The following is a 17839-nucleotide window of genomic DNA, read 5'->3' as shown; positions in this document are numbered from 1 at the left end:
ATCCTTCCTATTTTAGAATCTATCATTTTTCTTCATCCTATCAAAAATACAAAAACTTGTATGTGGTGCTTCGTTCTTATTTTCCCAAAAAAGAAGGGCAGAGATATTTCGCTCTGCCCTTCTTTTTCTACTCTACTAATTTTTTATTGACATAAATAATAACCCCTGCTCCATATGCCAGTATAAGCGGAGGTATGAGCTGCTCCTGACCTTGAAATGAGATAAAACTATTCAGCAAAATGAACAAACCGGAATTCAAGAAAAAGTAGCCTGCTATTCTGGCCAGCCGATCTTTATCCCGTATACGCGCCTCGTTAAACCCAGCCAGCATCCAGGTTTGTTTTTTGATTCCGACAAAATAGGCAACCACAAAGAATAAAAGCGCGATGACAATTAATAGATAATTGATGCTGATTTCCATCTTACAGCCTCCTACAAGATTACTTGATGTTAAGAAAAAGAAAAAAAGCGGCACAGCTTACTGCAATCAGCAGCAGGACGACAAGCGCATTGAGGAACGGGCTCAAAAGAAGCAGCACTGCTAAAAACAGCAGATAAACCGCACCGACTCGCGAAATCTTGACAATCTCCTTTTGAGAGCGCATTTTGTTTTTTCTGACACCTGCAAACATCATCAATTTTTTCCGCTTCCATACATATCCGGCGAGCACCATTAAATAAACAGCCAGCGGCAGATGTCTGAAGTCGGACGGCAGCAGCGGCAGGGCGATAATTGCGACAATGAGAAGGACCGAAAGCCAGCTTTTGCCCAATAAAGACCTCCTCCTTTTCGTCTCTCCTCCATCACCCATCATCAATTCGGCAAGCTCACTTGGATGAGAAAATTCAGATTCAACAGCTTCCTGCAGTTCCTCTTCACTAAGGCCGGCTTTGATTCTGTCTTGAACGAAAGCGGTGATATGCCCCTTTAATTCGTCGATAGCGTTTTCTCTCTCTACATCAGGCATATTCGCCAGCTCTGCATTTAGTTCCTCCATGTATCGGTCAATGATAAGCTGTCCATTCATAGCAAATCCCCCGATAAAGACAGTAAGGCTTGATGGGTTTCCAGGTATTTCTCCAGCCGTTCTTTTAACATTTCTTCTCCTTTTTGCGTCATTTTGTAATACTTTCTTTTCGGGCCGTCCAGTGAATCTTCCCAAAAAAATTCGATCCATCCCTTCTCGGTCATACGTTTCAGAATCGGATAAATCGCTCCCTCTGAAATAGCCAGCGCCGAGGTGGTTTTTAAGGATGACGTCAGCTCATAACCGTACATCGGTTTAGAACGCAGCAGGGATAGGATGGCCAGCTCGAAAATCCCTTTTCGAAATTGAACAATCCAGCGGTCATTAACTTGATTCGTTTTCATGGTTTAAATATATCGAAAAAAACACTATATATCAATCACATATAGCAGTGTAAAATGTCCTGTTTTTTCTTTTAACAAAAATGGAATTTCTCATACTTTTTAACCTTTTTATTACATAAATGTTTTTATATTATGAAAAGTGTAAAAACGATTCTTCAGGTTAAAAGGAGCAGTCGAATGCAGAAATCGATATCATTTTTTGTCATTTTTTCAATCCTTTGGGGTTCGCTATTTCTGTTTTCTATTATTGGCAGCTTAGGGACAACCCCGATTCCGCTGACAAAGGACTCCAAATTTCTCATGTCCAGCATTCTCCCTCAGGGCTGGGGCTTTTTTAGCAAAAATCCGCGTGATACTGCAATCGGCTTATATGAGGCTGAAAATGCCAGCGCCATGGTCAGATGGCCCAATATGAGGGCTGACAACCTATTCGGCCTGTATCGGTATGGGCGGTCACAAGGCGTTGAAATGGGCGTGATCTACAGCCAAGTCAGCAAGGAACAGTGGACAGCATGTAAAGAAAAGGACCTCGGCGCATGCAAAAGCAAAGCCAAAACCGTGCAATTAAAAACACCCGCTCCCCGCCCGCTGCTTTGTGGCAGCTACTATTTAACGAAAGAGGATATTGTTCCTTGGAGCTATTCTAAATACACCCCTTCGTCTTATCAGGTAAAAAGCATAGTCAAGGTTGTGATTTCATGCTCGAAAACATAAAACAGACCATCACCAGATGGGACGAAAGAAACCCGTGGACAAATGTATACGGCCTCGCGCGAAGCATCATTGCGCTATCCAGCCTGCTGACGCTGCTCATCAATCACCCGAGCCTCATTATGAAGCCAGCCAGCGGGATCAGCAGCTATCCAGCTTGTAAAATGAATCTCAGTCTCTTTTGCCTCGGCGAAAATAACTATATGATGTTAAATCTTTTCAGGTGGGTCTGCATTGCCATTCTGGTGCTTGTTGTCATTGGCTGGCGCCCCAGAATCACCGGGGTTCTGCATTGGTATGTCAGTTACAGCCTGCAGTCATCGCTGATCGTCATCGACGGAGGCGAGCAGGCAGCAGCCGTCATGACCTTTTTATTGCTTCCCATCACGCTGACCGATCCGAGAAAATGGCATTGGAGCACGAGACCTATAGAGGGCAAAAGAACACTTGGAAAAATAACAGCTTTTATTTCTTATTTTGTGATCAGAATCCAAGTGGCGGTGCTTTATTTTCACTCTACCGTCGCTAAGCTGTCTCAGCAGGAATGGGTGGACGGAACGGCCGTCTATTATTTCGCCCAGGAAAAAACCATTGGCTTTAACGGCTTTTTTCAGGCGTTAACGAAGCCAATTGTAACAAGTCCGTTCGTGGTGATTCCGACATGGGGGACGCTGCTGGTTCAAATTGTCGTCTTCGCGGCGCTGTTTGCGCCGAAGAAGCATTGGAGATTGATTTTGATCATCGCTGTTTTTATGCATGAGATTTTTGCAGTCATGCTGGGCCTCATCAGTTTTTCGATTATCATGGCCGGCATTTTGATATTGTATCTCACTCCTATCGATTCCACGATTCAATTTACATATATTCGCAGACTGTTGTGGAATAAAAAACACAAGAAGGGAGAGGTTTCAGTTTGAAGAAGGCGTTTCTAGTTTTTTTGTCGGTTGTATTGGTGACGACTGTGTTTTTGGTAAAGCAGCAAGAAAGTGTGGCACAGGCAAAGCAGCTTGAGTATTCAGGTGAGGAAATTTTTAAAGGCTTTGTGTTTGCCCAAGGGGAAGTTGGCAAACAGCTTCCAGAGGTCTTTAATAAAGCGATGACAGACAAACTCAACACAAAACAGGCAAAGGCTTTTGCCAATCAGGTTGTCGCTGATATTAAAAAAGAGGATGCTGACTTTTTTGATAACCTGAAGAAAGCTGTTTACAGCAAAGATGCATTGAAAGTGGATGAACTGCTGAAAAAAGCAGGTCAAATCGTTGAAGAAAAAGTAGAAGCAGCAAAGGAAATCGCCGCTTCCAAGGATGATACATCCAGAGTTCAGGCCGAGCTTGTTAACACTGTTGATACCGCTAACTATTTCTATTATGTTTCTTATGTTGCTGCAGCAGGTGCCCTGATTCTGATCATTCTCGCCATTGATATTACGCCGATTGCGATTTCAGACAATGTGGATCGCGAAATGGCAATCAGAACGCTGGTTGATGAATTAAACTAGACATAAAAAAACGGCTCGCTCCGCAGTCTGCTGCAGGCGAGCCGTTTTCATGCTATTTTTTCTCGTATGTCCATCCATTTTCCTGATACACTTTTCCGTTTTTCATCAAATGGCCCAGTGCGCGTTTAAAGGCGGCTTTGCTCATATTAAAACGTTCTCTGATATCGTCAGGCTGGCTTTTGTCACTGTACGGCATGGCACCGTTTCTCGTTCTCATATACGTTAGAATGCACTCAGCATCAACAGACATTGCATCCTGTTTTCTCGGAAGCAGCGACAAGTTGACTGAACCGTCTTCTTTCACTTGAATCACCCGGCCTGTGACTCTTGAACCCAGTCTTGGCTCCTCTTTTCTTTCTGACGGGTGAATAAAACAGCGGATACCGTCATCCGTGATCACGAATGAACCCGATGCGATCAGCCTGTACACCGTACCTGTCAGCTCTTTATTCATCAGATCTTCTGAAGCGTCGGTAAACAGTTCGCTGATGATATCTTCCGGCGCTGGTTTCGCAAACATGCGCCCCCGGTTCGTCACCTTCAGCATACAGTAAAGTTTGTCCCCTTTTTGCGGCCAGACATCTTCGTACGGCGGCAAATGCTCAGTTGCGACTAGTGCGTCCTTCGATAAACCGACATCAACGAAAACGCCCATATCTTCAACTTTATCCACCACTTCAACCCAGCCATATTCATCCGCGCTGATGACCGGAATTTTCATCGTGGCCGCAAGCCTTTCCTGCTGGTCGACGTATATAAAGACTTCTACTTCGTCTCTGTCCTCGATATCCTCAGTCATTTCACTGTTATGTAAGAGAATCGTATCTTCCCCATCGGTTAAAAAGTAACCGAAGTCGGTTTGGTGATCTATACTCAAGGTTAATTGCTGCCCTGGTCTCATGCTATCGTCCTTCCTGTTCCGCTTATTCTCTGCGGATTTTGTTAACATTTTTTCCAATCATCACAAATTGATTCTTTGTTCTGTTGGAAGTTTCTCTTTATTCTACTATAATCAACACATAAGTTAAATGTTATGGAGGTTTTCATATGGCAAAAGAAAGCTCATTTGATATTGTATCCAAGGTGGAATTGCCTGAAGTACAAAACGCAATCCAAATCGCACTGAAGGAAATCAGTACCCGATATGACTTTAAAGGCAGCAAAAGCGACATTTCTTTAGATAAAGAGGAGCTGGTCCTCGTTTCCGATGACGAATTCAAATTAAGCCAGCTGAAAGATGTGCTGGTCAGCAAATTGATTAAACGAAACGTTCCGACAAAAAACATTGATTACGGCAAGGTTGAAAACGCGTCAGGCGGAACGGTACGCCAGCGTGCAAAGCTTGTTCAAGGCATTGACAAGGACAACGCAAAAAAAATCAATACGATCATCAAAAACTCCGGACTGAAAGTAAAGTCTCAGGTGCAGGATGATCAAGTGCGTGTCACCGGAAAAAACAAAGATGACCTGCAGCAGATTATCTCAGCTGTGCGGGGAGCAGATCTGCCAATTGACGTTCAATTTATAAATTTCAGATAAATTTTCTGATTCCTATTGATTATTGTCTTTATTTTCGGTAAATTTGGAGAAAGGGAAAAACGCTAGGTATCTTTTGGCACTTCCTGACACGAAAATTTCATATCCGTTCTTATCAAGAGAAGCAGAGGGACTGGCCCGACGAAGCTTCAGCAACCGGTGTAATGGCGATCAGCCATGACCAAGGTGCTAAATCCAGCAAGCTCGAACAGCTTGGAAGATAAGAAGAGACAAAATCACTGACAAAGTCTTCTTCTTAAGAGGACTTTTTTTATTTCTCTTTTTTCCTTGCTGATGTGAATAAAGGAGGCAGACAATGGGACTTTTAGAAGATTTGCAAAGACAGGTGTTAATCGGTGACGGCGCCATGGGGACACTCCTCTACTCCTATGGCATTGACAGGTGTTTTGAGGAGCTCAATATTTCAAAGCCGGAGGAAATTCAGCGCATACATAAAGCGTACGTTGAAGCGGGAGCCAACATTATTCAAACGAATACGTACGGGGCCAACTATATTAAATTATCCAGACACGGGCTTGAGGATGACATCAAAAAAATGAATCAGGAAGCCGTAAAGATCGCGCGGGCTTCAGCAGGCGATGCATACGTGCTTGGAACGATGGGCGGCATACGCACATTTAATAAAAACGCGTACAGTCTTGACGAAATTAAGCGCAGCTTCCGCGAGCAGCTGTACCTGCTGCTGCATGAAGAGCCGGATGGCTTGCTGTTAGAAACATATTATGATTTGGAAGAAGCCCGTGAAGTGCTGAAAATCGCGCGCAAAGAGACTGATCTTCCGATTATGCTCAATGTCTCCATGCACGAGCAAGGCGTATTGCAGGACGGAACGCCGCTTTCTGACGCATTGCGCTCGATTGCGGATCTCGGAGCTGATATTGTCGGCATTAACTGCCGCCTCGGCCCTTATCACATGATTGAAGCGCTCAGCGAAGTGCCGATTTTTGATGACGTATTCTTATCCGTTTATCCGAACAGCAGTCTTCCTTCGCTTGAAGAGGGACGGCTCGTCTATGAAACAGACGACACGTATTTTCAAAACAGCGCGTCAGAATTCCGTAAGCAAGGCGCGCGGATTATCGGCGGGTGCTGCGGCACAACGCCGAATCACATCCGGGCGATGGCGGAAGCAGTTGGCGGGCTGGCTCCGATTACGGAAAAAGAAGTCAAAACCCGGGCGAAAGAATTCATTTCTGTTCATCATGAGCGAACCGAGCCCGGCCTGGATGAGATCGCGGCGAAAAAACGCTCTATTATCGTAGAACTGGACCCGCCAAAAAAACTGAGCTTTGACAAATTTCTATCGGCGGCGGCTGAATTAAAAGAAGCGGGAATCGATGCCCTGACACTCGCCGACAATTCTCTGGCGACCCCGCGGATCAGCAATGTTGCCTGCGGCGCCCTTGTCAAGCAGCAGCTCGATATGCGTTCCCTTGTCCATATTACGTGCCGTGACCGTAACATTATCGGCTTACAGTCACATTTAATGGGCCTTGATACGTTAGGGCTGAATGACGTGCTTGCTATTACAGGTGACCCTTCTAAAATCGGGGATTTTCCTGGTGCGACGTCTGTATATGATTTAACATCTTTTGATTTAATCAGGCTGATCAAACAATTCAATGAAGGTCTGTCTCTGTCTGGAAAACCGCTCGGCAAGAAAACGAATTTCTCAGTTGCCGCTGCATTTAATCCTAACGTCCGCCATCTGGATAAAGCGGTAAAACGGCTTGAGAAAAAAATAGATTGCGGCGCAGATTATTTTGTTTCTCAGCCTGTCTATTCCGAGCAGCAGCTTGTCGATATCCATAATGAAACAAAACATCTGAAGACGCCGATCTATATCGGCATCATGCCGCTGACAAGCAGCCGGAATGCCGAATTCATCCATAATGAAATTCCCGGCATTAAGCTGTCTGATACGATTCGCGAAAAAATGGCCCATGCCGGTGAAGATAAAGAAAAGCAAAAGGCGGAAAGCCTTGCGATTGCACGCTCCCTGCTGGATACGGCATGCGAGCTGTTCAACGGCATCTACTTGATAACGCCTTTCCTCAGATCTGACTTAACCGCTGAGCTTACTTCATATATTCAGCAAAAAGATGAGCAGCGCCAAAATATCTTTTTGCATTAATCCCTTAAAAGACTGTCTGATCCAATCGGGCGGTCTTTTTCAACGGGATTCGTGTTACGATATAGAAAAACAGTCATGAGGAGGAACATTATGCTCTAAGTCAAAACCATTTCCGCGGAAGATACATATGAAATCCGGCACCGCATTCTGCGCCCCCATCAATCCATTGAACAATGCAAATATGAAGAAGATCATGCAAAAGGCTCCTTTCATCTCGGCGCGTTTTTTGAAGGAAAGCTGATCAGCATCGCTTCTTTTCCCCCGCAAATTCAGCCATTAATAACAGAATCCCCAGCATATCGGCTGAGAGGCATGGCAACGCTTGAAGGATATCGCGATCAAAAAGGCGGGAGCACGCTGATCAAACACGCGGAAGAGAAACTGGCAAAGAACGGCGTTCAGGCAGTCTGGTGCAATGCCAGAAGCCATGTGAAAGGCTACTATTCAAAGCTTGGGTGGGAAGAACTCGGCGAACCGTTTGAGATTCCCGGCATAGGCACTCATATTGTCATGTACAAAACACTAGGAACAAGCAGGTGATCTTATGAACGTAGTGGATGAGCTGATTGAGCTTCATGAAGAACATGTTTCCGGCTTATTGCGGCTTTGCAGGCAAGCCGGGTGGCCGGATTACGGCGAACAAGAGCTGGCACTGCTTGTCCAGCAAGGACGCTTTTTCGGTTATCAAAATGTCAGCGGTGATATTATTTCCTGCATCGGCTTGTTTTTGTTTGGCCGTCTTGCTTCTATCGGCCTCGTTATCGTGGACAAAGAATATCAACGGCTCGGTCTCGGCCGGCGTATGGTAAACGCCTGTATCACCCAAACGGGTGAAAACACCGCCATCAGGCTTTGCGCCACAAAAGAAGGTTTGCCCCTTTATGAAAAAGCAGGTTTTCATACGGCAGGTTCAGTGCGAAAGTACAGCTGTCATAGTTTTCAACCTTATACAAAAAAGCTTGACGCTGAACTGACCTCCTTTAGAGAACAAGACTTTCACGACTTAACCGCGGCGGATCTGGCTGCCTTTGGCGGAGATCGATCAAACCTTTTGCAGCAGCTTATTTCTGCTTCATGCGAATGTATCATCGCCAGAAATCATGACGGACAGCTAATTGGCTACGGACTTTCTGTACAGACACCGGCCAATTTGAAATTCGGCCCCATCATCGCTCCATCATCAGATGTTGCAGCACAAATAATTAACAGGCTGGCGGCCGGCAAACAAGGGCCGATGCGAATCGATATACCGAGTGAACACACGTCTCTGCATGACAGCCTGATAGAAATGGGATTTCATAAAGATGATGAACCTCCGCTTTTGTTCTATCAGAAAAAAGCGCCTATTCAAAATGGACACTTATATGCTTTGATTTCACAGGCGCTCGGTTAACCCTCTTTTTTCCCGAACAGGTATCTTCTGTTCGGTTTTTTGCTGTCTGATCGCTGAATAAACGAAGCCATCAGGGACATTCTAAGCAGAAGAAAAGGAGTGTGCTCTGAGATGGAATCATCAAAACAAAATAACGGAATGACGATTGTAGCAATCGGTTCAATCCCTTTAATATTAACCCTAGGAAACTCGATGCTTATTCCGATTTTGCCAAAAATGAAATCTGAACTTCATTTATCACAATTTCAAGTCAGTCTCGTGATCACAGTATTTTCCTTGATTGCAGCATTTGCGATTCCGATTGTCGGTTATCTCGCAGACCGATTCTCAAGGAAAGTCATCATTATTCCCTGCTTAATTTTGTATGGTGCCGGCGGTTTGTTAGCCGGGTTTGCGGCAGGTTTTTTTGATAATGCCTTTCCTTGGGTCATGGCAGGACGTGCGCTTCAGGGAATCGGGGCAGCCGGAACCGGCCCAATTGCCATGGCACTGACGGGAGATCTGTTTAAAGGCGCCCAGGAGAGCAAGGTGCTCGGCCTTGTTGAAGCTTCAAACGGCATGGGGAAAGTACTTTCACCGATCATTGGCTCGCTGATCGCCCTGCTTGTCTGGTATGGCGCGTTTTTTGCCTTTCCTGTGTTTTGTATCATTTCGATCGTACTGACTTGGATTTTTATTAAAGAAAAGAAAAAGGAAAAAGAACCGCCACCAATCGGAAAATATGCAAAAGGGCTGTTAAGTGTCTTTAAACATGAAGGCAGATGGCTGTTTACCGCTTATTTAGCAGGTGCGACCTGTTTGTTTACTTTATTCGGCATCCTGTTTTATCTCTCAGATGTTCTTGAAAAAACATACGACACCGACGGCGTGAAAAAAGGCTTAATTTTAGCGATTCCGCTTTTGGTTATGTGTGTGACGTCTTATACAACAGGAAGCAAAATCGGGCAAAAGCAATCGTTAATGAAAAAGCTGATCGTACTTGGATTGGCGTTCATGACCGTATCCTACGCGGCACTGTCATTCATTGAAAATCTTGTCCTTTTTATCAGTGTTCTTGTACTGAGCAGTATAGGCTCAGGTCTTGTCCTTCCTTGTGTGAACAGTTTTATTACCGGGGCTGTCGGCAAGGAAAGACGGGGATTTGTCACCTCGCTGTACGGCTCTGTACGTTTCTTAGGGGTAGCGATCGGTCCTCCGATTTTCGGCCGCCTGATGCAATGGTCCAGACCCGGCATGTTTTTAAGCATCGCGGGATTGACTCTCGTTGTCGGGATTCTTGTGATGATGCTCATCCATGTGAAGCAAAACAATGAAGAAACAAAAGAAAAAGAAGACCCTAAAATGGCTGGAAATCGGCTCCAGCCGGCTGAGGAAAGGTAGCACCCAGTGTGAAAATTGTACGGATTGAAACCTTTCCGCTATTTCACCGATTAGAAAAGCCATACGGAGATGCCAATGGGTTTAAACGATATCGGACTTGTTATCTCATCAGGATTATCACCGAAAGCGGGATAGACGGCTGGGGAGAATGCGTTGATTGGCTCTCTGCTCTCCATGTCGGTTTTACGAAGCGGATCATCCCGTTTCTATTAGGAAAACAGGCTGGCAGCCGCCTGTCATTAGTGCGCACGATTCAAAAATGGCACCAGCGGGCGGCCTCCGCTGTAAGCATGGCGCTGACAGAGATTGCAGCCAAAGCTGCGGATTGTTCGGTATGCGAATTATGGGGCGGGCGATACAGAGAGGAGATTCCTGTGTACGCGTCTTTTCAATCGTACTCAGACTCCCCGCAATGGATCAGCCGCTCAGTCTCCAATGTTGAAGCCCAGTTGAAAAAAGGTTTTGAGCAAATCAAAGTCAAAATTGGCGGGACTTCATTCAAAGAGGATGTCCGGCACATCAATGCGCTGCAGCATACAGCAGGCAGCTCCATTACGATGATTCTGGACGCAAACCAAAGCTACGATGCCGCTGCAGCTTTTAAATGGGAGCGCTATTTCTCCGAATGGACGAACATTGGCTGGCTTGAGGAGCCTTTACCCTTTGATCAGCCGCAGGATTACGCTATGCTTCGAAGCCGTTTGTCTGTTCCTGTTGCCGGCGGAGAAAACATGAAAGGCCCGGCGCAATTTGTGCCTCTCCTTTCACAGCGCTGTTTGGATATCATTCAGCCCGATGTCATGCATGTCAACGGAATTGATGAGTTTCGGGACTGCCTCCAGCTCGCGCGTTATTTTGGCGTCAGAGCATCCGCCCATGCATATGACGGATCGCTCTCACGGCTCTATGCTTTATTTGCACAAGCCTGTCTGCCCCCATGGTCTAAAATGAAGAACGATCACATTGAACCGATCGAGTGGGACGTCATGGAGAATCCTTTTACAGATCTCGTCAGCCTGCAGCCTTCAAAAGGAATGGTCCACATCCCGAAAGGAAAAGGCATTGGAACAGAGATCAATATGGAGATCGTCAATCGCTACAAGTGGGATGGCTCAGCATATTAAGCTGGGCCATTTCTTTATTTTGAGACATAAATCATGGACAGCCTCATAAAATGAAAACAGCGGACAAGTCTTTTCATAAAGGAGCAAATGACTTAATGGCTGAACTGCTGATGAAAGCAAAACTTACGTTTATGATTGTCGTAGGCGGCGTACTACAGGGACTCGGCATGTCCTTGTTTTTATTTCCGCATGATATTCCGACAGGCGGTGCAGCAGGTATTGCTGTGCTATTGCATTATCTGTTTCAAATCCCCCACGGGTTTTCAGTGTGGGCTGTGAATGTATCAATGCTTTTTACCGCTTTAAAATGGCTGGAGATGAGAACATTCACCGGCACCCTCGCTTCTATCACCGTCACCTCTGTCTCGGTATTGATCTTTGATGCGGTTTTTCCGGATATCACATCTAATCTGTGGCTTGATCTGGCAAGCGGCGCAGTGTTATTGGGACTCGGCATCGGACTTTTATACAAATATAAAATTTCGAACGGAGGATTCGGAGCCCTTGCTCTGATGATTTCTATCTACCGCGGCGGGAATCCTGGAACGATCCTGCTCATCATGAATTGCATCATTTTTATGGTCACCGCGTCTATTATTGACTGGGGCATCGTCATTCAAGCCCTGATATGCCAAGTGATATCGACAAGAGTCATCGACTTCATCTACAACATCCGTCTGACCTCACTTACCTATCTCACGCCTATGTACCGCCATAAAAAATAATAGGCAGAGGCTCTCTTCACGACGAGAGCCCCGCAGCCGCTGCTTTACAGAAAAAAGGTATCAGATCTTAGCCCTAAACGCAGCGTTTCCAACGCGATGGCATCATGAAATGGAATATTGGCCAGATTCACATTCGGCCCGATTTTTTGAATAAACCCTTGCTGAAGCGTTTTGTTAGGCGCTTCAAAAATCAGCCTGTTGATATCAATATCCGAGGAAATGATGTCGTCAACAATTTGAAACCTGACATCGCCGCTGCTGGAACAGATCCCTCCCGTTCCGCTTTCTCTGGCTTCTGTAATCACTTTTTCCGCGCCCGCTTCCATATCCTCAACGATATATTCAAGCCATTCCTCAGAGCTTTGCCGGCTTGCTAATTCCGCATCCTTGCTGCCCACCTCACTGAGCACAAGAAATTCATCAGAAAAATCGGCAATGTAAGCCGCTTTCTCTTTATTTGTCATCGGGAGCGTACCGTTTGAAATCTCAATATATTCACAGCCGAAATAGGTGCAATACCGATGAAATTCATTCACTTTTTTCTGGCTTACGTACTTCTCAAACAGTGTGCCGCCAAAGAAAAATGTAATGTCATGTTCTTTCAGTGTGCTGATTTTTTCTTCAAGATCTTTCGTAAGTAATGATGTGCCCCAGCCGAATTTCACAAAATCAATATAGTCGGACGCTCCGGCTATGACATCTTTGAAAAATTGCAAGGGATAGCCGTTATCAATTAAAATGGACTGCCCGGTTTCTCTCGGCTTGTTTGTTCTCACTGGCAATTCTAGTGAAAAATCATTCATATTATGACCCTCTCTATCGTTGGAACTTCTCCATCTTGTTTCACTTTCATCACGAAATCGCCCGTCAGTTCTTTTGTACAGTAAACGATGTCTTCCGAATCAAACAATGGCTGGCGGCTGTCAAAAAACTTCTCCGCAACAGAAGAGCGTTTTATTCTTTCAATCGCCTCCTCAGCCGTTACCGCATTTGTCCCTTCAATGATGCCTTTGATATACTCCGCACACGCCATATCGTCATCACCGGATGGATGGGAAGCCACAATGTTTATGACACAATCGTTTGCGGCGAGCTTTTTCACATGCTGTGCCGTTGTTTTGGCATTGGAAAATCCAGTTACGAACAGATGCTTTGCGTTCAGCGCCCCCAATGCTGCTGTGACGCCGTTTGTTGTTTTCTGGATCAGGCGCTTATCCGCCATATCCTGCCCAGCCATACGTTTTGGAGAATTATCTAAATCAAATCCGCTGATACCGACCCCCTTTTCCTCTCCCGTCAATACATAATCCGGATAGGTGTCTTTCAGCGCAAAGGCTTCATCAGCTGTCCGGACCAACAAAATCTCTTTCGCCCCGCCGATAAACGCATAATGGGCGACCGTAAAGGCTCTGATGACATCAATGATGATGTTAATATCAGCCGGGGCAAGCGAATGATGATGCCCCTGATAAATGGCAATCGGCATACTACCTCTCCTTGGGCATAAAACCATTTTGCTAAAAAGCATATTCAGCCGGGCTCTTAATGGTTCCGCACCTCATCTTAGGCGGGCGCGGCACCTAAAAACCCTGAACCTTTATGCAAAAAATGAATAGTCTGCCTATAACTCGATCAATAGATAAAAAAAGCAAATGCAAACGGGGGGAAAACATTGAACGAAACCATCACATATGACACATGGAACGACATGCTGTCCAAACAGATAACGGATCAATTGATCGATGAGCTTGATGTGTTGAAATGGGCTTACCGAACGTACGGAGAAAAGATTGTGTACGCATGCAGCTTTGGCGCAGAAGGAATGGTGCTTCTCGACTTAATATCAAAAATCAACAAAAACGCGCACATCATCTTTTTGGATACCGGGCTTCATTTTCAGGAAACATATGAGCTGATCGATACCGTCAAAGAGCGATATCCGGGATTTGCAATCCAGATGCTCGAACCCGAGCTGAGCTTAACAGAACAGGGGACGAAGTACGGTGGAGAGCTGTGGAAGCATAACCCGAACCTCTGCTGCCAATTGCGGAAAATCGAACCGCTCAAAAAGCACCTGTCCGGCATGACAGCTTGGATTTCAGGACTGCGCCGGGAGCAGTCACCAACGAGAAAGCATATTCAATACGTAAACCTGGACCAGAAGTTTGAGCTCATCAAAATTTGCCCGCTCATCCACTGGACATGGGATGACGTTTGGACGTACATCCGCCTGCACAATTTGCCTTATAACAAACTGCACGATCAACATTATCCGAGCATAGGCTGTGAAATGTGTACATTGCCTTCCTCGGACCCGAACGATGAGAGGGCTGGAAGATGGGCCGGACGGGAGAAAACAGAATGCGGCCTGCATCAGGAATAGCGGATGGCAGGTTCTTGCTGTGAGAATCGAAATGATGTTAAGGCGCTGATGTCAAACTTTCATTAAGTGCAGAAAAGAAAACAAGGAAACGTATAAATGGAGGTTGAACACGTTGAATGGAAACGAGCCCCACGGAGGGGTATTAATCAACCGCTGTGATCCCGCATGCCATTTTGAAGGGTGCGCGTGCCAAGCAGAGCTGGATCAGCTTGCACTGAGCGATCTGGAGCTTATCGCGATCGGCGGATACAGCCCGTTAACAGGTTTTTTGGGAGAAAAAGATTATCATTCCGTTGTGAAAGAGATGAGGCTGGCAAACGGCTTGCCGTGGAGCCTGCCGATTACGCTGCCTGTCGGAGAAAAAACAGCAAAACAGCTGTCTGCCGGAGATCACGTCAAGCTTGTGAAAGACGGTGTTACCTACGGCATGATCACAGTCACCGATATATACCAGCCTGATAAAACACAAGAAGCACTGTCTGTTTTTAAAACAAACGATCCTGCCCACCCAGGCATAAAAAAATTGCTGGCTCGCCCGGATTACTATATCGGAGGGCCTATCACGGTCAGCCGCCTGCCTGACAAATCTTTCGAACAGTTTTATGCAACGCCCGCAGAAACAAGAGCGGCCTTTGAAAAACTCGGCTGGAAAACGATTGTCGGCTTTCAAACCAGGAACCCTGTTCACAGAGCGCATGAATATATTCAAAAAACAGCGTTAGAAACGGTCGACGGTCTGCTGCTTCACCCGCTTGTCGGAGAAACAAAGTCAGACGATATCCCCAGCGATATCAGAATGGAGAGCTACCAGGCTTTGCTTAATCACTATTATCCAAAGGATCGCGTCATGTTATCGGTTTTCCCTGCCGCCATGCGTTATGCAGGTCCGCGGGAAGCGATTTTCCATGCGCTCGTCCGAAAAAATTACGGCTGCACTCATTTTATTGTAGGCCGTGATCACGCGGGTGTCGGCAGCTACTATGGAACATACGACGCCCAAAATATTTTTCAATCATTCACAGAGGAAGAGCTGGGCATCAAGCCGCTGTTTTTTGAGCACAGCTTTTATTGCCGAAAATGCGGAAACATGGGCACCTCCAAAACATGTCCGCACAGCCCGAGAGACCACATCCACTTATCAGGCACAAAAGTGAGAGAGCTTCTCCGCCAAGGCAAAAAGCCGCCTAAAGAATTCAGCCGGCCTGAGGTCGCAGCCGTGCTGATCAAGGGACTTCACCAACAGCCTGTTGCCATCAAGCAAAACAGCGGGGAATTGCAATGACACACAATCCGAACATCATTTGGCATCCCGCTGCCATCTCAAAGTCTGACAGACAGTCCTTAAACGGACACAAAAGCTGCGTGCTCTGGTTTACAGGTTTGTCCGGCTCCGGAAAATCGGTGCTGGCCAATGCAGTCGATGAAAAACTTTACCGCAAGGGCATTCAGAGCTATGTGCTTGACGGTGATAATATCCGCCATGGCTTAAACAAAGATCTTGGATTTCAGACTGGTGACAGGATTGAAAACATCCGCCGGATCGGAGAAGTGGCGAAGCTGTTTGTCGACAGCGGGCAAATGATTTTAACGGCTTTTATTTCTCCATTCAGAGAGGATCGGGACATGGTTAGAGCACTCTTTCCTAAAGGTGAATTCTTCGAAATTTATGTGAAGTGCCCGCTGCATGTTTGTGAACAGCGCGATCCAAAAGGGCTTTACAAAAAAGCGCGAAACGGAGAGATCAAACATTTCACCGGGATCGATTCTCCGTATGAAGCGCCGCTTTCACCCGATTTCATCATTGAGTCAGACCAGACCTCTATTTCCGATGGAGCTGATCTCATCATTAACGCACTGCAAAACAGAGGTATTATATAAAAAACCCGATCAATGTCGGGTTTTTTCTTATGAGTTGGAGAACTGCGCAATCAAACTGTTAATCTTCTCTTTTTCTTCATAAAATGCTCCGTGCCCGCTGTTTGCAAACGGAACCAATTCCGACTGTTTGATGCCGCGCTTCAATTCTTTCGCAAAATCAAACGGCGCAATTCTATCCTTTCTCCCGTGCAGGATCAGCGTCGGCACCTTGATTGCAGCAAGTTCCTTTCTGAGATCTTCGTCTCTTAATGCGATGCCCGAATGGATCGTCCCGTAGGAGGAAGCCTCCAGCATCAGATTGAGAAACCACTGTCTAAGCTCTGGAGACACTTTTTTCTCAAAAAACTGTTTCCCTAAATCAGCCAGTGTTTTGGGCCGATCAGCTTTGAACAATTCAATCATATCGTCAATATCCTGCTTCCTCATCCCGTACGGATAACCCGGGCGTTTTGTAAATGCGGGTGCCGCTGCAGACAGTAAAATCAGCTTATCAACATCGGCTCCTTCATGCCTTGCCATATAACGGATTGCAATGGCGCCGCCCATCGAAAAACCGGCAAGAATCGCATTCTCAAGCTGCAGCGTATAAATGACTGCCTTCACATCATCAGCCATCGTGTCATAATCGTAGCCTTCCCAAGGGCGGTCAGATTGCCCATATCCCCGTAAATCAACGCCGATAAAACGAAATCCCCTTTTCGGAAGCTCATTCATTTGATATTCAAACATCTTATGATTCAACGGCCACCCGTGCAAAAAGATGATCGGCCTTCCATGTCCGATATCCTCTACAAACAGTGTCACATGCTCCTCGGTTTTGACGTAATGCCCCATTCCGCATTCCTCCTGTTCCCTTTGGCTTTCCCGGCCTGTAAACGCCTTGACGTATAGGAAGCTTTCCATTTATGCTTACAAAACAAGCGGGCTGCTGTACCAAGAAAAGGCTCTTCACGATTTACTATATGTATCAATTTCCTTAACGATCTATTAAATTGAACCCGGAAGCCTCTGTTTTTCGGGCAGCAAAGGATGTCATCACATGAATAAAATCGCAATTCAAAAACCGAACATACCGGAAAACCTGCAAACCGCAGATTTTCATGATGCCGTGACGCAGGATGATGTAATCAGCATGCATTTGTTTGAAGATTGTACAATCTGCGGCGAAGATATCGAAAGACTTTGTGTGGAAAAAACGGTATTCAGAAATGTCGTCTTTATCGATGTGTCTTTTCGGCATATTGAACTGACCGATGTGATCTTTGAAAAATGCGATTTATCAAACGCCGATTTCAGCGGGGCTGTCATTCACAGAACTTCTGTTAAGCAGTCAAAAATGGTTGGAATGAATGTGGCGGAAGCAACGCTGCGGAATGTTTCATTCGAGGAATGCCACGGACATTTCAGCTCATTTTCGTACTCAAATATGAAACAAGTTCGATTTGATCACTGTGCTCTTATGCAAAGTGAATGCAGCAATACGGTGCTCCAGCAGACACACTTTGACAGGTGCGAATTGGAAGGCGCCAGCTTTACCGGCACGTCCCTTCAAAACATGGACGTCAGCACGTGCCGTTTTGAACAGCTTCATGTCTCCCTCGACAAATTGAAAGGCTGCAAAATCGCACCTGAGCATGCGATTGCCTTCGCCAGGGCACTGGGAGCTGTCATCGTATAACCAAAG

Annotated in this window: 21 protein-coding genes and 1 riboswitch; of the genes, 14 read left to right on the top strand and 7 right to left on the bottom strand. The window is 45.9% G+C overall.

All coding sequences use genetic code 11. From position 1 onward, the window contains the following. Positions 1 to 127: 127 nt before the first annotated feature. The 3 genes from NYE49_RS06030 to NYE49_RS06020 are packed head-to-tail and all read right to left on the bottom strand — an operon-like array spanning position 128 to position 1372. A complete protein-coding gene (locus tag NYE49_RS06030; protein ID WP_003233021.1) occupies positions 128 to 421 on the bottom strand; it encodes a DUF3784 domain-containing protein in 294 nt (97 codons plus the stop codon). A 19-nt stretch (positions 422 to 440) separates the two neighbouring features. Then, on the bottom strand, positions 441 to 1028 hold the full coding sequence (locus NYE49_RS06025; RefSeq protein WP_047182415.1) for a hypothetical protein: 588 nt from the start codon (positions 1026 to 1028) through the stop codon (positions 441 to 443). Continuing rightward, positions 1025 to 1372: a PadR family transcriptional regulator gene (locus NYE49_RS06020; protein ID WP_003245674.1), complete on the bottom strand. Its 348-nt coding sequence runs from the start codon at positions 1370 to 1372 to the stop codon at positions 1025 to 1027. Before NYE49_RS06020 ends, NYE49_RS06025 begins: the two co-directional genes overlap by 4 nt. A 177-nt stretch (positions 1373 to 1549) precedes the next feature. Between NYE49_RS06020 and NYE49_RS06015 the strand changes: the two genes are divergently transcribed. The 3 genes from NYE49_RS06015 to NYE49_RS06005 are packed head-to-tail and all read left to right on the top strand — an operon-like array spanning position 1550 to position 3581. Beyond that, positions 1550 to 2086 carry an SdpA family antimicrobial peptide system protein gene (locus tag NYE49_RS06015; RefSeq protein ID WP_047182414.1) on the top strand — a complete coding sequence of 179 codons (537 nt, stop codon included), beginning with the start codon at positions 1550 to 1552 and terminating at the stop codon, positions 2084 to 2086. After that, a complete protein-coding gene (locus tag NYE49_RS06010) occupies positions 2071 to 3000 on the top strand; it encodes a sporulation-delaying protein SdpB family protein (RefSeq protein ID WP_342410975.1) in 930 nt (309 codons plus the stop codon). Before NYE49_RS06015 ends, NYE49_RS06010 begins: the two co-directional genes overlap by 16 nt. Beyond that, entirely contained in the window at positions 2997 to 3581 is a 585-nt protein-coding gene (locus tag NYE49_RS06005) for a sporulation delaying protein family toxin (RefSeq protein WP_003244950.1), read from the top strand. The genes NYE49_RS06010 and NYE49_RS06005 overlap by 4 nt, the downstream gene beginning before the upstream one ends. A 52-nt stretch (positions 3582 to 3633) precedes the next feature. Here the strand turns inward: NYE49_RS06005 and NYE49_RS06000 are convergent, their stop codons facing one another. After that, positions 3634 to 4530, bottom strand: a complete 897-nt coding sequence (locus tag NYE49_RS06000; protein ID WP_072173900.1) for a S1 RNA-binding domain-containing protein — start codon at positions 4528 to 4530, stop codon at positions 3634 to 3636. Between the two features lie 98 nt (positions 4531 to 4628). Between NYE49_RS06000 and NYE49_RS05995 the strand changes: the two genes are divergently transcribed. The 7 genes from NYE49_RS05995 to NYE49_RS05965 all read left to right on the top strand — a co-directional run bounded on the left by NYE49_RS05995 (position 4629) and on the right by NYE49_RS05965 (position 11894). Beyond that, positions 4629 to 5120 carry a YajQ family cyclic di-GMP-binding protein gene (locus NYE49_RS05995; RefSeq protein ID WP_003233034.1) on the top strand — a complete coding sequence of 164 codons (492 nt, stop codon included), beginning with the start codon at positions 4629 to 4631 and terminating at the stop codon, positions 5118 to 5120. A 106-nt stretch (positions 5121 to 5226) separates the two neighbouring features. Then, positions 5227 to 5344, top strand: a riboswitch (SAM riboswitch). 89 nt (positions 5345 to 5433) lie between these two features. Then, complete coding sequence (locus NYE49_RS05990) at positions 5434 to 7272, top strand: bifunctional homocysteine S-methyltransferase/methylenetetrahydrofolate reductase (RefSeq protein ID WP_047182412.1); 1839 nt, start codon at positions 5434 to 5436, stop codon at positions 7270 to 7272. 108 nt (positions 7273 to 7380) lie between these two features. Further along, positions 7381 to 7812, top strand: coding sequence for a GNAT family N-acetyltransferase (locus tag NYE49_RS05985; protein WP_250540422.1), 432 nt, complete (start codon positions 7381 to 7383; stop codon positions 7810 to 7812). A gap of 4 nt (positions 7813 to 7816) precedes the next feature. After that, positions 7817 to 8665, top strand: coding sequence for a GNAT family N-acetyltransferase (locus NYE49_RS05980; RefSeq protein WP_047182411.1), 849 nt, complete (start codon positions 7817 to 7819; stop codon positions 8663 to 8665). 111 nt (positions 8666 to 8776) lie between these two features. After that, entirely contained in the window at positions 8777 to 10045 is a 1269-nt protein-coding gene (locus tag NYE49_RS05975) for an MFS transporter (protein ID WP_047182410.1), read from the top strand. 8 nt (positions 10046 to 10053) lie between these two features. After that, positions 10054 to 11169, top strand: a complete 1116-nt coding sequence (locus NYE49_RS05970) for a mandelate racemase/muconate lactonizing enzyme family protein (RefSeq protein WP_047182409.1) — start codon at positions 10054 to 10056, stop codon at positions 11167 to 11169. Between the two features lie 95 nt (positions 11170 to 11264). Continuing rightward, positions 11265 to 11894: a YitT family protein gene (locus NYE49_RS05965; protein WP_047182408.1), complete on the top strand. Its 630-nt coding sequence runs from the start codon at positions 11265 to 11267 to the stop codon at positions 11892 to 11894. 44 nt (positions 11895 to 11938) lie between these two features. Here the strand turns inward: NYE49_RS05965 and NYE49_RS05960 are convergent, their stop codons facing one another. Beyond that, on the bottom strand, positions 11939 to 12697 hold the full coding sequence (locus tag NYE49_RS05960; protein WP_015252388.1) for a phosphosulfolactate synthase: 759 nt from the start codon (positions 12695 to 12697) through the stop codon (positions 11939 to 11941). Beyond that, positions 12694 to 13380 (bottom strand): 2-phosphosulfolactate phosphatase, encoded by a 687-nt coding sequence (locus tag NYE49_RS05955; RefSeq protein WP_047182407.1) that lies wholly within the window; start codon positions 13378 to 13380, stop codon positions 12694 to 12696. Before NYE49_RS05955 ends, NYE49_RS05960 begins: the two co-directional genes overlap by 4 nt. Before the next feature lie 186 nt (positions 13381 to 13566). Here NYE49_RS05955 and NYE49_RS05950 point away from each other — a divergent pair, with 186 nt between their 5' ends. From NYE49_RS05950 to cysC, 3 genes are all read left to right on the top strand, one after another. Beyond that, positions 13567 to 14277, top strand: a complete 711-nt coding sequence (locus NYE49_RS05950; protein WP_080344184.1) for a phosphoadenylyl-sulfate reductase — start codon at positions 13567 to 13569, stop codon at positions 14275 to 14277. Positions 14278 to 14389: 112 nt separating this feature from the next. Then, positions 14390 to 15559, top strand: a complete 1170-nt coding sequence (gene sat / locus NYE49_RS05945; RefSeq protein ID WP_047182406.1) for a sulfate adenylyltransferase — start codon at positions 14390 to 14392, stop codon at positions 15557 to 15559. Next, positions 15556 to 16155 carry an adenylyl-sulfate kinase gene (gene cysC / locus NYE49_RS05940; protein WP_003245829.1) on the top strand — a complete coding sequence of 200 codons (600 nt, stop codon included), beginning with the start codon at positions 15556 to 15558 and terminating at the stop codon, positions 16153 to 16155. The genes sat and cysC overlap by 4 nt, the downstream gene beginning before the upstream one ends. A gap of 27 nt (positions 16156 to 16182) precedes the next feature. Here the strand turns inward: cysC and NYE49_RS05935 are convergent, their stop codons facing one another. Beyond that, positions 16183 to 16989: an alpha/beta hydrolase gene (locus NYE49_RS05935; RefSeq protein ID WP_015483069.1), complete on the bottom strand. Its 807-nt coding sequence runs from the start codon at positions 16987 to 16989 to the stop codon at positions 16183 to 16185. Positions 16990 to 17194: 205 nt separating this feature from the next. On the opposite strand from NYE49_RS05935, the gene NYE49_RS05930 reads away from it, so the two are divergent. Beyond that, positions 17195 to 17833: a pentapeptide repeat-containing protein gene (locus NYE49_RS05930; RefSeq protein ID WP_047182404.1), complete on the top strand. Its 639-nt coding sequence runs from the start codon at positions 17195 to 17197 to the stop codon at positions 17831 to 17833. The last annotated feature ends 6 nt before the right edge of the window (positions 17834 to 17839 follow it).

This window comes from Bacillus sp. FSL L8-0358 (genome assembly GCF_038593095.1).
Classification (GTDB): domain Bacteria; phylum Bacillota; class Bacilli; order Bacillales; family Bacillaceae; genus Bacillus; species Bacillus subtilis.
Note: the sequence above shows the minus strand (reverse complement) of the source record. Positions and strands in the feature narration are given on the sequence as shown.

Bases quoted from the DNA above. Each gene is read 5' to 3' on its own strand.
- NYE49_RS06030 (WP_003233021.1), bottom strand. From the start codon at position 421: ATGGAAATCAGCATCAATTATCTATTAATTGTCATCGCGCTTTTATTC.
- NYE49_RS06025 (WP_047182415.1), bottom strand. From the start codon at position 1,028: ATGAATGGACAGCTTATCATTGACCGATACATGGAGGAACTAAATGCA.
- NYE49_RS06020 (WP_003245674.1), bottom strand. From the start codon at position 1,372: ATGAAAACGAATCAAGTTAATGACCGCTGGATTGTTCAATTTCGAAAA.
- NYE49_RS06015 (WP_047182414.1), top strand. From the start codon at position 1,550: ATGCAGAAATCGATATCATTTTTTGTCATTTTTTCAATCCTTTGGGGT.
- NYE49_RS06010 (WP_342410975.1), top strand. From the start codon at position 2,071: ATGCTCGAAAACATAAAACAGACCATCACCAGATGGGACGAAAGAAAC.
- NYE49_RS06000 (WP_072173900.1), bottom strand. From the start codon at position 4,530: ATGTTAACAAAATCCGCAGAGAATAAGCGGAACAGGAAGGACGATAGC.
- NYE49_RS05995 (WP_003233034.1), top strand. From the start codon at position 4,629: ATGGCAAAAGAAAGCTCATTTGATATTGTATCCAAGGTGGAATTGCCT.
- NYE49_RS05990 (WP_047182412.1), top strand. From the start codon at position 5,434: ATGGGACTTTTAGAAGATTTGCAAAGACAGGTGTTAATCGGTGACGGC.
- NYE49_RS05980 (WP_047182411.1), top strand. From the start codon at position 7,817: ATGAACGTAGTGGATGAGCTGATTGAGCTTCATGAAGAACATGTTTCC.
- NYE49_RS05975 (WP_047182410.1), top strand. From the start codon at position 8,777: ATGGAATCATCAAAACAAAATAACGGAATGACGATTGTAGCAATCGGT.
- NYE49_RS05965 (WP_047182408.1), top strand. From the start codon at position 11,265: ATGGCTGAACTGCTGATGAAAGCAAAACTTACGTTTATGATTGTCGTA.
- NYE49_RS05960 (WP_015252388.1), bottom strand. From the start codon at position 12,697: ATGAATGATTTTTCACTAGAATTGCCAGTGAGAACAAACAAGCCGAGA.
- NYE49_RS05955 (WP_047182407.1), bottom strand. From the start codon at position 13,380: ATGCCGATTGCCATTTATCAGGGGCATCATCATTCGCTTGCCCCGGCT.
- cysC (WP_003245829.1), top strand. From the start codon at position 15,556: ATGACACACAATCCGAACATCATTTGGCATCCCGCTGCCATCTCAAAG.
- NYE49_RS05935 (WP_015483069.1), bottom strand. From the start codon at position 16,989: ATGGGGCATTACGTCAAAACCGAGGAGCATGTGACACTGTTTGTAGAG.
- NYE49_RS05930 (WP_047182404.1), top strand. From the start codon at position 17,195: ATGAATAAAATCGCAATTCAAAAACCGAACATACCGGAAAACCTGCAA.